This is a genomic window from Spirosoma pomorum (assembly GCF_054776615.1).
In genome coordinates this window covers 517770-532773 of the sequence record NZ_BAAHBP010000002.1, presented here as the reverse complement: position 1 = coordinate 532773, position 15004 = coordinate 517770, and the positions used below count along the sequence as shown (strand labels likewise).

The following is a 15004-nucleotide window of genomic DNA, read 5'->3' as shown; positions in this document are numbered from 1 at the left end:
TTTCAATTCCACTCAGGTACGATTAGAAGCTGGGTCGGGAGCCGACCGTCGTTCTGCGCGAAATCATTTCAATTCCACTCAGGTACGATTAGAAGTATGCAACAACATTGGACAAGATTCCTGCCAGAAGCATTTCAATTCCACTCAGGTACGATTAGAAGTGATGACGAGTAAGGCAAACCAAGTCCTACCCTGACATTTCAATTCCACTCAGGTACGATTAGAAGTCCATGCTCGTGGCTCAGGATGCGCGTTCGGAGTATATTTCAATTCCACTCAGGTACGATTAGAAGCAGAGTTTGGGGGCTGAAGGTAACGTGAATTACCTGATTTCAATTCCACTCAGGTACGATTAGAAGGACTTTCCGACCATTAATTTTGAGGCCTTTCAGTGGATTTCAATTCCACTCAGGTACGATTAGAAGCGCTCAGGTAGTCCAGCTGATCCCCATCGATCAGGCATTTCAATTCCACTCAGGTACGATTAGAAGCAAGCCCCGCCAGGGCGTTGGCCCGTTCCATCATGATTTCAATTCCACTCAGGTACGATTAGAAGTTGGTGACATTCCAACAGACAACGTTGTGGCTTCATATTTCAATTCCACTCAGGTACGATTAGAAGCAGGCAAGGCAACTTCACCAGCACGACGACGAACGCATTTCAATTCCACTCAGGTACGATTAGAAGAGATGCTGCGTTTTGCGATGCAGTTTATTCCTGCTAATTTCAATTCCACTCAGGTACGATTAGAAGCAAGGACGCCCCTAAAACGCAGGCTACCCACCTGAATTTCAATTCCACTCAGGTACGATTAGAAGCAGAGTTTGGGGGCTGAAGGTAACGTGAATTACCTGATTTCAATTCCACTCAGGTACGATTAGAAGGGAACGAGCAGCCAACGCGCCACGCTGAGGAACACATTTCAATTCCACTCAGGTACGATTAGAAGTGCGACTGATCCACGACTAGTAAAAAACGCGCTATTATTTCAATTCCACTCAGGTACGATTAGAAGGCAGATGCTTGGTTTAACTTGGATAGGTGAGGCACAATTTCAATTCCACTCAGGTACGATTAGAAGAACGCGCCAGGCGATTCCAGATAAATTCTATAAGCCATTTCAATTCCACTCAGGTACGATTAGAAGTTGATAATGATGTTTTTGCCGGTTTAAGCAGCCGACATTTCAATTCCACTCAGGTACGATTAGAAGGTTCACATCAATCATTATCAATGATCCGTTTCCGTATTTCAATTCCACTCAGGTACGATTAGAAGATGCTTACTTTAGATCACTACCATTGTTTCGGTTATATTTCAATTCCACTCAGGTACGATTAGAAGGCAGATGCTTGGTTTAACCTGGATAGGTGAGGCACAATTTCAATTCCACTCAGGTACGATTAGAAGCCCGCCTGGTCGAACTACACGGACTAAGCCCGACAACATTTCAATTCCACTCAGGTACGATTAGAAGTAAAGCCTATCAGCAGATGTACGACTATTTCAATAATTTCAATTCCACTCAGGTACGATTAGAAGCGCAAGCGAAGCCCAGGAGCCAGAACCGGAGCCACATTTCAATTCCACTCAGGTACGATTAGAAGCCGGCGTGTTATTCTGACCTACGTAATTGATTTTGCATTTCAATTCCACTCAGGTACGATTAGAAGGAATCCTGCCACCCCGACACTAAAAAACCCTCAAATATTTCAATTCCACTCAGGTACGATTAGAAGTAACGGATTGACCAGCAACAACGGTTGTGCGCTCGTATTTCAATTCCACTCAGGTACGATTAGAAGTGGACGCCCTGAAATCCATTTTGCAGGGTCCATCCAATTTCAATTCCACTCAGGTACGATTAGAAGCATCAGGATATATTACTGATGATGGGGTTGTATTTAATTTCAATTCCACTCAGGTACGATTAGAAGTTCCCGCTCGAAAGTTTGCACTTTCCACGTACCATATTTCAATTCCACTCAGGTACGATTAGAAGACGTTTTCCGCACGAACTCGTAATGAATTCCTTTCTATTTCAATTCCACTCAGGTACGATTAGAAGAAGGCTGGCGATAATTAAATACTTTTTTAAACTGGGATTTCAATTCCACTCAGGTACGATTAGAAGAACGCCCCAGGGGAAAGAACACCAAAGACCACCAGATTTCAATTCCACTCAGGTACGATTAGAAGGCTACGTGGCGCTGAAGAAGCTGGCCGTATCGCTTATTTCAATTCCACTCAGGTACGATTAGAAGCGAATAGCCAGTAGATAGAGTTGACGACCTCGAACCATTTCAATTCCACTCAGGTACGATTAGAAGTGCCTAATGAAAGAGATAACGTTTCGCCCCCTGCGCATTTCAATTCCACTCAGGTACGATTAGAAGAAGGCGGGTCGGTAATGATTGAATCGACTGAATTTTATTTCAATTCCACTCAGGTACGATTAGAAGCGCGCTCACCTGGGCCAGACGACGCCACGCCATCACATTTCAATTCCACTCAGGTACGATTAGAAGCCCGATACCTCCATGACTATTCAGCGGTTTGGGTTTATTTCAATTCCACTCAGGTACGATTAGAAGTGGCAAGACGGAAGTTGAAGCACTAGGATTAACGCATTTCAATTCCACTCAGGTACGATTAGAAGCACACCAGCGAGGTGGTGGGGGTGACAAAAAGACCCATTTCAATTCCACTCAGGTACGATTAGAAGCGACGAACCAATGGCTTCCATCCAGGCTTTCACGTAATTTCAATTCCACTCAGGTACGATTAGAAGAGCCGCTCTGCTGGCGCAACGTACAACAACTAACCCATTTCAATTCCACTCAGGTACGATTAGAAGTGGCGTGGGGCTTTTAACCGTGCTCTGGAACAGATTATTTCAATTCCACTCAGGTACGATTAGAAGTGCGCGAGAATATCGAGTTGAGAAAGTGTAGACGAATTTCAATTCCACTCAGGTACGATTAGAAGAGCAAGCGCCGAACCAGGGCCGAAGCGAACGCAACATTTCAATTCCACTCAGGTACGATTAGAAGTGGCATCAACGGGGCCGGTTGATGGTGAAAAGCCTCATTTCAATTCCACTCAGGTACGATTAGAAGTAGACGAAACCGCAGCAGAAATGCGCATTGTCCCAAATTTCAATTCCACTCAGGTACGATTAGAAGGGGCTGAGAGCAGGGGCCGTTTACCTTTAAACGCGCATTTCAATTCCACTCAGGTACGATTAGAAGCCGCGCCGGGCTTCAGATATCGCCTTACAACGCATATTTCAATTCCACTCAGGTACGATTAGAAGGGTAAAGCGCCCGGTTGATAGCTGGGCGCTTTTTTAATTTCAATTCCACTCAGGTACGATTAGAAGTGGGTCATCGTTGGTGGCGAATCCGGTCCAAAGCGCATTTCAATTCCACTCAGGTACGATTAGAAGGAAAACGCTTATCGCAATTGGCTTGCCATATTGGCCATTTCAATTCCACTCAGGTACGATTAGAAGTTGGCTATCGAACGCCACCGAAATGACCTAAAGACATTTCAATTCCACTCAGGTACGATTAGAAGACAACGACCAACAACACGCTGTCTGATATGTTCTTATTTCAATTCCACTCAGGTACGATTAGAAGTTGTCGTCGCTCATGACGTACTGGCCCGCAGGGATATTTCAATTCCACTCAGGTACGATTAGAAGGCTCTCGTTTCAGGCGGAGTACACCCCTACGTTTGTATTTCAATTCCACTCAGGTACGATTAGAAGCCGGTTGGTAATCATGTTGATCACCCGATCGTTAACATTTCAATTCCACTCAGGTACGATTAGAAGGGTGGACTAGTTACTGGACCCGTCCTAGGTTTGATATTTCAATTCCACTCAGGTACGATTAGAAGGAAGAAGAAAACAAAACGCTAGGTCCGTTCAAACTATTTCAATTCCACTCAGGTACGATTAGAAGGTTCGCGGCAACGCTTCTGGTGACGCTGCTTTGCGTATTTCAATTCCACTCAGGTACGATTAGAAGTTACTCCGCACGCGTTGGTCTGAAGCAGCGTATAGCATTTCAATTCCACTCAGGTACGATTAGAAGGCGCATCGAGGGAGCCTTTGAGGACAATACAAATATATTTCAATTCCACTCAGGTACGATTAGAAGAGCTTTTTGTGGTCTGCTTCGATGGTTTCGAGCTGAATTTCAATTCCACTCAGGTACGATTAGAAGTTCTACTTCATTGTAAAAAATCACCCTCTAGCGAAATTTCAATTCCACTCAGGTACGATTAGAAGTTCCAGACTTATTAATTTCGAACATTCCGATATCTTATTTCAATTCCACTCAGGTACGATTAGAAGCCCGCCGTCGTGCGGCCTAGGATGATGTTGTTATCAATTTCAATTCCACTCAGGTACGATTAGAAGAACACGTGCAGAAGAACACCGACGAAGCCAAAGGCATTTCAATTCCACTCAGGTACGATTAGAAGCCTCGCTGACAAGTTCGCTGGGATTGTAACCTTCACATTTCAATTCCACTCAGGTACGATTAGAAGAACTTCGCGTGCCACCGCTTCGGGAAAACCCCCGGCATTTCAATTCCACTCAGGTACGATTAGAAGACCCCCACCCCGCCCTTAGTTGAGGGGGGAGCCGTATTTCAATTCCACTCAGGTACGATTAGAAGCGAGCCACTGCTGCACACCACACACCAGGTTATCATATTTCAATTCCACTCAGGTACGATTAGAAGGGTGCTGGTGAAACACCGGAATCAACACCAGCTAAGTATTTCAATTCCACTCAGGTACGATTAGAAGCTCACCGAGTGGCGAAAACGGGCCACGCCCGGACTCATTTCAATTCCACTCAGGTACGATTAGAAGATGTAACGAATATTAACGAGTTGATCGGAAAAACGCATTTCAATTCCACTCAGGTACGATTAGAAGAAAGCAGTCCAAGAATCAGCACCCAATGATTTCAAAATTTCAATTCCACTCAGGTACGATTAGAAGCGCCGTCCGAAAATCCGCTGATGAACGAACCCTGGAATTTCAATTCCACTCAGGTACGATTAGAAGATTCGTCATCGACGAGCCAGCCGGCCTGCTGTTCGAATTTCAATTCCACTCAGGTACGATTAGAAGATATCAGGAAAACCCGGTCAGTCCCAAACCTGACAAATTTCAATTCCACTCAGGTACGATTAGAAGGGAGCATAATCAGCAGCTCAGCAACCTGCACTGGTATTTCAATTCCACTCAGGTACGATTAGAAGGCGCTGTTGTGCTGATCAACGCTGACGGGAAGGAAGATTTCAATTCCACTCAGGTACGATTAGAAGCCTGCACAACTGCAGTTGCCGTATCAGAATCATCGAATTTCAATTCCACTCAGGTACGATTAGAAGCCAGATCCTGCGTTTCGTCCTTGACCTGCTGACTTCATTTCAATTCCACTCAGGTACGATTAGAAGGAAGACAGGCTATATCTGACAGCTTTTTACTTAAGTATTTCAATTCCACTCAGGTACGATTAGAAGTTCGTGGGTCACCCAAACCGGTACCGCCCTGCTCGCATTTCAATTCCACTCAGGTACGATTAGAAGGTGTCACCCAACTGCGATTACGTTGTGCATCGCCCTATTTCAATTCCACTCAGGTACGATTAGAAGGTGGATTTTTCGGGAGTCTACAATCCGAACGGGATCAATTTCAATTCCACTCAGGTACGATTAGAAGCACGGGCTACTATCAGGCGAAACTCATGTCAGCGCGATTTCAATTCCACTCAGGTACGATTAGAAGTGCCTGTTGCTATTCGAACTAGCTGTAAAACGCTACAATTTCAATTCCACTCAGGTACGATTAGAAGATCCCAACCTTGCCCTATTACCTGTCTGGCTGGGAAATTTCAATTCCACTCAGGTACGATTAGAAGTCCGCAGGGGGTAGTGTTGTACGACGCGAATGGATATTTCAATTCCACTCAGGTACGATTAGAAGGCCAACCTTCAGCACCGTCGGCGACGGGCTGCAATATTTCAATTCCACTCAGGTACGATTAGAAGTGACTGGCTGCCCAATACCTTTTATTCGACCGGCGAATTTCAATTCCACTCAGGTACGATTAGAAGGTCATTCAGTTGGATGAAAAGGAAGGAGGGAAAATAAATTTCAATTCCACTCAGGTACGATTAGAAGAATGAACGAAATGACGGCTGACCTGACGTTCATGTTATTTCAATTCCACTCAGGTACGATTAGAAGTTGCACAACGTAGCGGCTTGCTTCAGTCCATCACCTATTTCAATTCCACTCAGGTACGATTAGAAGGATGAAGACCCCACCACATCCGGGCGAAATTTTAGAATTTCAATTCCACTCAGGTACGATTAGAAGGCAACGGAATTGGCGAGACCCCCACCAACGACCAGAATTTCAATTCCACTCAGGTACGATTAGAAGTGAGCGATTACCAGCTGCTGTGTTTGTCCTGGCAAAATTTCAATTCCACTCAGGTACGATTAGAAGTTACGTAATCACCGCAGGAGGCTACCCAGTAGCCACATTTCAATTCCACTCAGGTACGATTAGAAGTTTAACTCGAGACGCGTCATAGTCTTTAGCAGCGTTTATTTCAATTCCACTCAGGTACGATTAGAAGGGTGGAAACGATAATCGTGCCCTCCCTGCAACGAAATTTCAATTCCACTCAGGTACGATTAGAAGACGTCAAGTTACGGATAAAAAAAGGGCTTTTCTGAGCCCTGTGCCACTTTTAGTATGGCCGTTTTAAAGATAAAAATCGTCGATCACCAATAGTACGAAAACCCCCGGCGATCGACGATGCTTTATAATCAATTAGTTACAAGATTTTGCTCTCGTTTGAGCAGGATAATGTCCGAATGTCAAGGAACAATTTCTGCGGTCGACGACAGAACCTCTATAGAAAATCATCCGTCGATTGCCGCTCAACCCCCACGATCTGCTTGTCGAACCATTTCTTGTCGCGGTTTTTGAACAGGATTAAACTGTCTTCATCCTCGTTCATAATTCGCCTGGCTTCAAAGAGCAGTTCCTTCAACTGAACTTCGGTCAGCTCACCTTCGAACACCGAATTCTGCACCCAGTTCAGGTAACGCCGGCAAAGCTTGAGCATCTTCCCGACGCGCTTCTGCCCCATGTCATAAACGAGAATAATATACATAAAAGGAGAGAGGAGGAAAGGAAGGAAGGAGAAAGTAGGTAGCAGTAAAAAAACTTTTCTCTCTGTTCCCTTTCCTCCTCTCTCCTTGTTTTTTACCACCACGCTTTGAACGGTTTGTATTCTTCCATGCCCAGCAGATGCTTTTGAAGTTTGTAACACTCCAGTTTGATCAGGTGCTTGTAGCTGACGTTGCGGCCCAGCGACCGGTGCTTGATGGTCTCCTTCAGCGATTCGTCGAATGCCTGTAAAAAGCGCTTGCGAGCGGCATCTTTCATGACGCACCCGCCTACTTCCATCCGGAAATCCGACGGCTGTAGTTGCCGTTTGTTGACCATCCGAAAAATTAGCCGATCGATGAGAATGGGCTTGAAGATCTCGGCCATGTCCAACGCCAGTGAGTACCGACGTGCTCCCGGTTCGTGCAGGAAGCTGATGGTTGGGTTCAGTTGGGTGTGATAAATCATGCTCAGACAAGCTGAATAACATAACATATTCCCCAGCGAAATCATGGCGTTCAACTCGTTCTGTGGCGGGCGCTTACTACGTCCGTCCATGCAGAACGTCTCCCCCAGAATAGCATCGAAACAACCGTAGTACGTCTGGCGGATGTTACCTTCAATGCCCATCAACATGGGTACATCAGTTGCTGTTGGGATGCTGGCTAGTAATTGCTCAACCGTTTTAATCGAGTCACTCAGGTCGCAGGGGCGACGATCGTTCTGGCGATTCTGGTAGTATTTCAGAACGCGTAAAATGTTGCTGGCCGCTCCTTCAATAAACGCCCGCGCCACCACCAGCCGCTTCTTTGCCGATACGTAATGCTTGGTTTGCTCTACCTGCATTTTGCCCGCCAGCAGGTATTCGCGGGGCATGAACGAGCCGGTATAATGTTCGTAGTAGTCGAAGAAGTGAACGGCGATGCCTTCCTTACCCAGAAAGTTGTATAGCGCCGAATTGGCATCCAGACTTCCGAATACGTATAGATCCGACACCTGCTCGACGGGTAGAAAACGCGGCTGACCTTCGTTACCTTCCTCATCGACAGGCGTGAACTTGAGTGTATTATCCTGCCGACTCAACCGGCCCGGATTAAACAGGTATTTGGTTTGTTTCATAATGGGTGGAAGAAAGGGATGAAGGGGAGGACGCCGACATACCCTTTCGTCTCGTTCCTCCCTCTTTTCTCTTTACTCCTCTTCTACATAACAAAAATCAAAGTAGCTGCACGAGCGGCATTTCGACTTGTTGATACGTTCGGGACATCGCTCGCTGTCTACGATCCGCTCAATATCGTGAATCCAACCTTCAACCATAGGCGCGTCTGTTTCGTCGAGCTGGACGGTTTGTGTCTGGCGAAGTTTGGGGTACTCGATCAGGCCCGTTGCTCCGTCGATGCCGTTTTTGCGGAGCAGATACAGGTAAAACTGCACCTGCGCTACGTGCGAATGTTCCAGCTTGTCGGACTTCTTGATCTCATGCACGACTTTGTCATAGGGATCATAAAAGTCGATTTTGGAACCATCGACGCTGATCTCCCGGTACCGCTCTGCGCGTTGGGGATAAGCTTGTTCATGCAACTGCTTCCCCTCAGCAACGGCTTCGGACGTATGTTCCATACGTATCTGATTTGCGTGGAGCCACATCTTCCTATGGCAGAGGTGATAGTAGTTGATCAGGGTGGCGTTGGCGTGGGACATTATCCTACAGAAAATTAAAATCAGATCCGCGTTCTATTCGTTGGTATCCTACTCCAGAGATATAATTGAGGTTAGTCGCAATGAGAGTATTTTGCTTGTCTTCCAGTTTAATTTGATGCTCTTTCGGGCACTCCCACGGATAAGCTTGTACCAAAAGTTGACTAGCTTCAATGTATTTTCCTACCCTTCTATAGGCTTCGAAGTCAGACCTTAGATTCTCACACAGAACATCAATCTTTAAATTACTCTTGTCAATAACGTCTTCAACCCAATCTGCCCAATCACCCGCGTGAAATGTATTCTCAAAATTGACAATTCGTTCGTGCCTAAAACCGATCTGGAAATTACGTTCTTGCTCTTCAGCGTAACCTTTTGCATAAACTTCATCGCAGGCATCGACCAAATGTTGCTCAGATAATTCTTGTTCATCCAGTGTCCACAGAACGCGCCATGTTTCATTCACGATAGTTTGGTCGTAGATACGTTTGGTATTACCAACACTATATTCAAAAAGATATATTTCTGATGGTTTTTTACGTTTACCTGCTCGGTTGACTCGGCCAAATCTCTGAATTAACGCGTCAATCGGGGCGTTCTCTATGAATGCAACATCATAATCAATATCTAGGCTAACCTCTACAGCCTGCGTAGCAATTAATAATCGAGGACGCTCTTTTCTGTCGTCTGCTGTGATACTCTTTTCAGTCTCTTTACGGTCTTTGCGATGAAATCCACCGTGTAATAATTTGGGATTATACTTGCTAAAAGTTTGACTCAGTTTCTGACACGTACTGACGTTGTTGACAATGATCAGCACAGTTTTCTTTCCTTCATCGAGTATCTGCGCAATTTGCTCAGTTGAGTCAATAACCCTTTTCTTAGGCTGGCAGATCAATTTGTGACGAATACGTTTTAATATTTCGGCATCAGCTGGCTTACCTGGATTGGGGCGTAAGATTCTCGATGTATCACCATCGAACAGTTCATTGACAATCCGATCCAGTAAAAACTTGGGAATGGTTGCTGACATCAACAGAATTTTAGCTTTACAAAATCGCTTAAGCCACTTGAGGGTTGCCAGCATCATCCCTGTTAAGTGTGCATCGTACGTATGAAATTCGTCAATGATAAATAGTGCGTTTTGATAGTCGAATAGACTCATATCCCATCCTTTACCATGTAGCGCGTGTTTGAGTACTTGATGTAATGTAGCTACCTTGACAGGATAGAATAATTCGCGGGAAGCGGACCGTTTATTCCGGGCAATCTCTTCGCTTTGTTGAAAATTGTTTGTCTCATTGATTGCTTCCTCATAGAAGAAATCAAGGGCTTTGCTGTGAAGAGCCGTTACGCGGTCTTTCCCATAAACGTCCTTGAGCCTACGCACCATAGCATTGATACTAGCAGTATACGGCAACAGGTAAAACAGTCTGACATTTTCTGTCTGGTTAGCATATACCCAACTTAGTGCCGCTTCCGTTTTCCCCGATCCCGTTGGTGCGTGTAGAATAACGTCACCCACGTAACGCTGCATTCGCTCCTGAAATGGTCGAAAAGGTACTCGGACGACTTTATTCTTATCGTTTACAGTAGAGGGATAAAAATCAGTCAGCTCAAGTCGTTTCCATACAGGCAAATCGCTTTCCGTCTTTGCTGAACCGATATGATCAGCGGCCATCAGCAATCCACGCATACGAGCTAGTTGCAGCCTATTTACTGCCTGTGATTGCTGTCTATCCTTCATCAGAAGAAATTGAATTTCATCCGAGTAGGTATCGTTAGGGGAAAGATTATTTGTTATTGGCGAAACATCGTTGAAAAGCGTTCCCCATGCTTTCACAACCTCTTTAGCGACCTTTACCAACGCTGGGTCGTCGGCCAGATGACAGGGTAAATCGGTTCCTATTTCGTAAAGAGAAAGCTTTTTAAAACCATCTGAAACGATTCCTTTGTGGTGCGTAGCAATGGCGAATAATTCGTCAATAGGAAGATTTAAGAACTGCTCACAAAACCAAAGTGAGATGAGTTCGTGGCGAATGCTTACAACCGTTGTTCCTTTTTTCAGATTCGCTTGAAAGCTCTTGTGAATTTTGCCGATGTCATGCCAAACAGCACTACGAATAGCTTTTCTTAGCCACTCATTACGCTCGTCTTCTGTAAATGGCAACCGGTTAACTAGCTCAATGGCTGCCCGAACTACCCGTCGCGTATGCTCCTCAAGTGTCATACATAGCGCAAACGTTGGGTCGTCACTTTTGGCTTTGTAAACGTTGAAATCCATTTTAAATCATTGCCAGTTGTGTAGATAGAAACATTTGCCTTCGCCGGTTCTGAACAGATTACCGATTGATATTTCTTGACTAGTACCTGCCGCTAGATTGATAAACACACGCGGATTGATTGGCTTTCTTCCTGCCCCCACTCGCGCGTTTTCTTCGTAAGCATCGGCTAGTTGAACTAGTTGTCCAGCTACCTGCATACCGGGTGAAAAAGGTAAGGCGCAGCCACTAATTTTTGCCTGATTAACAGCTTCGACCGCGACAATCCGAACCGATTCAAAGCGAATTCGCAGTAAGTCCTGCGAGCGCCCCAGTGCAGGTGTACCAATCGGATAGCGGAAGTAATCAATCCAATCGGTGCGATTTAACCAGAGAGTCAAACAAGGTTGAAGATCACCCGCCGAGTCAGTTGCTGCTATGACATGAAACTCCCGTTTATATGCATCCGTACCTTTGGCATGTGGCTTTACATTTCGGCCATCAAATTCTAATCTCTGGCGGGTTTCTAGATCGGTAGCTTCCGTTACGTATTGATAATGAAATCCAAACTGCACTTCATCATGTGTTACAATACGTCCCAAACAGCAACCAATTAACCCTAGTAGCGACGAATAAGAAGGTACCGTCATGCAAAGCGCATTTCCAGAAAGGACAAAGGGCAAACGTGGTGTCGCTGTCCATCCGTCAAATTGAACTTCCAATACCTCATTCATTGGACGTCGTAGTCAAGTGAGCCTTTATGAAGTCTTGAGCAACACTTATAGGCGAGCCAACAACAATCGTAGAACTACTCGAAAGGGACTTAACCTCGGCTTCGTTCTGTAGATACCCTTCACGTATGCCGATATAGATAGGTGTTGCCAGTTTACTTTGGTAATCGTCAATGATCTGTTTCAACGTGTTTATTTTCAAAGAAGGCATTTCGCCAGAACCTTCGAACAGATTGTTGAAGACGGGGTTTGCACATTCAAGCCCAGCCAAAATCAGCACCTTAGGACTGACATCAGCACCGAAGGCCGCTTGTTTTGCTCCACCCCGTAAAAATGCTAGCCCACGTAACAAACCAGCTGCACGCTCTTTGCGTGACTGCTCCGCGTTTTGTAGCGTGAAGCGTTTGAATGTTCCTTTGGCTCCCAAAGGTTTGTTTGTCAACTGGTCTGCATATTGTTTTACCGTCTCAGAAGCCAACTCTTGTTTGCTACCCAGGTTGTCAAATTGCCCAAGCCGATAATATTCGAGATTGAAAAAGCCTTCTAGATGAGCCGCATAAAATTGTGTTGAATATGGCAATGGGGTGTTTTCTTTGAGGTGAACAAAACCTTCATCAACGTTCAACGTCCGTTTACCACGAATCCCTTTTAAGACAGAGCATTTAAATGGTGATGTCCGTTGAACACTCTCTGCTTTAGTTTTTGTAGGCGCATCCTCTTCATCCTCTTCATCACTCGCTCCTGACTTATCATTTCCCCCACTACGCATGTAGCCAAATAAATCATCTTCTGGGAAAGTAATTGGGTCGAGCTGCGTAGCGATTTTGTTAGTTGTTCCTTTTTTCGAAACGCCGATTGCCTGCAATTCGCTGGGCGTCCAGTTGTTCTCCTCGTTTGAGGTATTCCGAAGCCATCGACGCCATGCCTGAGCCGATACGTAAGGCACTTTTTCACGGCGGCCATTCACCATTTCTTCGAATACTTTGGGGACTACTTTGTTGCGGTCTTCGCCTGCGCCTAAACCTGCACCATTCAAAAAAGCGGCTGTGCCATCGATGACTAATGCACCGGTAATGTTGTTAAGAGTTGCCATACTACACTGCTGTTAGAGAAAGTGATACGTGGTGATAGAATTGATTTAAAAGGTATTCGATAGCAAATCGGGCAAACGATGGATTGTATCTGCCCATATAGTCGTACAGAAGTTTTTCAGAAGGAATAGACAGAGCAAACGGTTGTTTCTGTTCCTTTTCAAGCTCAGTCATATTTTCACTGACAGCATCGAGCCATTGAGCGATTTGAAAGTTTTCCCGGCGCATTGGAACCAATACATGCTGACGAAATTTCTCTTCATCCAATTGGCCTTTATTTCGTCCATCACGATAGTAATGGATGTATTCATCAACAAATTGGCGAAAGTTTTTCAGGTAGTCACTTTGCTCGACACCAGGCTCAGGAAGCAGCTCGGTTGGCTGAACCGATAACTGAGGGATCGGCTCATTGCGGTAATAGTTTAGATACATCCGAATAATGTCCCGCAGCCCGTAAGCATTCAGGCGATTTTCTGAATCGAAAAGCAATGAATAAACTGGCTCAAACTCATAAAATCGACTGCCTTCCCGAATCAACAAGGGTAATGGATTACCTTCCTGATAACGGGCCCCTAACCAACGGCTGCTGTAGCTACGTTTGTCTTCACCCATCAAATGAAAGAATAGATTAATCGACTGACCGATAGGCAAGTTGGCTATATCGGGAACAGAAGGCATTGTTACATCGTCATCCACAGACAACGTTAGATAATAGAAATGGACCATCCGATACATCCGGCTAAGGGTACCATCTATCGGAATTTTTTCAGGATTATTGAGAACCGAAACGTGATGAGCCCAATGCCACTCTTTGCGACTTGCGGCTCCTACCAGTGATTCAAATACCATGCTTTTATACAAGGCATAATCGCTGGCCGGAGCATCCGATTTTTCTAAAAACTTGTGCTGAGCTTTACTCCATTCCTCTTTGCCCAACAGATGAGCGATATATTTAGCATATTCTAACTTATCCTCATTTCCGATAAGGCGTTGGTATTCCTCATAAAATCGAACAGAAACGCCATCTGAATTTTTGTTGGGGTAAAGTCCATAGAAGTCAATATTCCCCTCAAGGCAATCCAGAAAGTCTGATTGAATTCTCGAATTCTTTAAAATTCCTTCCAACGCTGGCCTTAGAGAGGGACTTCTATACAGTCTGAGCAGCTTAACGATCAATTGGCTTGGGATGCGATCAATTTCGCAACTCGCCCCGGTACCTGAGTTAGTAAAACTCCAAAGATTGAAAGCCGTAGTCTTATCATTTCGCTCTTTATCAGCCAGAATATGTAACGCTCTACTTAAGTAATGGCCTTTGTTAAAATCTTTGATATTATCAACCGACGAAGTTGATGAACCTGCCGTAGCTCTACTTTTTATGAGATCTACGTGATCAGCAATCAGCCGTTTGGATAACTCTTCATTCGAGGAATCAATTAACAGTATTCCGCCTTTATACAACACCGCCGATAATGGTAGGAATTGCATAACAGCTAAACAAACAGGGTGAACGGTAAGCGCATATTTGGCTTGAGGTAATGCCTGTGCATCAGAGCCTAATCCACCCAGTAACGGAAACCAACACCGGTTAACGGTTTTATCCTTACCACTGATCTTGCTGGTGGGATAGCCTACCTTGCGGAGCGTTTGCTCGTAGAAAGTATCAAACGTAGTTTTGAACTTCAAGCCAGACAACTCGCAGGTGTATGGACCATCATCCTCTACGTTTTCCAGACTGTTAGCAATGAGCTGGTTATATATGGCTTCTCCGAACTCTTTATCGTTGAGTAGCGGCCCATTTTTAGAGAAGAGCATCGTATAGCTCTTCAATCGCTTATTCAAGCGTGTGAGTGTGTGTAAGCCATCACTGTACGGATTCTTGAATAGTCTAAGCAACGTATGGGCATCAACCGTACTAATGTTTTGCTTAGCCAGTGCTTCGATGGTTTGGAGCGCGTTGTTGAGCATAGCGCTGCCGGTATAGTCTCTAAACAGTATCATCGTATGTAA

7 protein-coding genes and 1 CRISPR repeat array (1 of these 8 running past the window's edge) are annotated in these 15004 nt (G+C 45.1%); all 7 genes read right to left on the bottom strand.

Annotation, left to right across the window (positions count from 1 at the left end; all coding sequences use genetic code 11):
• Window positions 1-6742: a CRISPR direct-repeat array (repeat unit 30 nt; unit sequence ATTTCAATTCCACTCAGGTACGATTAGAAG) (it extends 3412 nt beyond the left edge of the window).
• A 214-nt stretch (window positions 6743-6956) separates the two neighbouring features.
• Window positions 6957-7220: a CRISPR-associated endonuclease Cas2 gene (gene cas2, locus ACYVAD_RS08025; RefSeq protein WP_461138961.1), complete on the bottom strand. Its 264-nt coding sequence runs from the start codon at window positions 7218-7220 to the stop codon at window positions 6957-6959.
• Between the two features lie 92 nt (window positions 7221-7312).
• Window positions 7313-8335, bottom strand: coding sequence for a type I-B CRISPR-associated endonuclease Cas1b (gene cas1b, locus ACYVAD_RS08020; protein ID WP_176568158.1), 1023 nt, complete (start codon window positions 8333-8335; stop codon window positions 7313-7315).
• A gap of 72 nt (window positions 8336-8407) precedes the next feature.
• The gene (gene cas4, locus ACYVAD_RS08015) at window positions 8408-8863 is read right to left on the bottom strand and encodes a CRISPR-associated protein Cas4 (RefSeq protein ID WP_461138985.1); all 456 of its coding nucleotides are present in this window, start codon (window positions 8861-8863) and stop codon (window positions 8408-8410) included.
• A gap of 58 nt (window positions 8864-8921) precedes the next feature.
• Window positions 8922-11198, bottom strand: coding sequence for a CRISPR-associated helicase Cas3' (cas3, locus tag ACYVAD_RS08010; protein ID WP_461138960.1), 2277 nt, complete (start codon window positions 11196-11198; stop codon window positions 8922-8924).
• A 6-nt stretch (window positions 11199-11204) separates the two neighbouring features.
• A complete protein-coding gene (locus tag ACYVAD_RS08005) occupies window positions 11205-11909 on the bottom strand; it encodes a hypothetical protein (RefSeq protein ID WP_461138959.1) in 705 nt (234 codons plus the stop codon).
• Window positions 11902-12999 (bottom strand): DevR family CRISPR-associated autoregulator, encoded by a 1098-nt coding sequence (locus tag ACYVAD_RS08000; RefSeq protein WP_461138958.1) that lies wholly within the window; start codon window positions 12997-12999, stop codon window positions 11902-11904. Before ACYVAD_RS08000 ends, ACYVAD_RS08005 begins: the two co-directional genes overlap by 8 nt.
• A 1-nt stretch (window position 13000) precedes the next feature.
• The gene (locus ACYVAD_RS07995; RefSeq protein ID WP_461138957.1) at window positions 13001-14995 is read right to left on the bottom strand and encodes a hypothetical protein; all 1995 of its coding nucleotides are present in this window, start codon (window positions 14993-14995) and stop codon (window positions 13001-13003) included.
• Window positions 14996-15004: the final 9 nt, after the last annotated feature.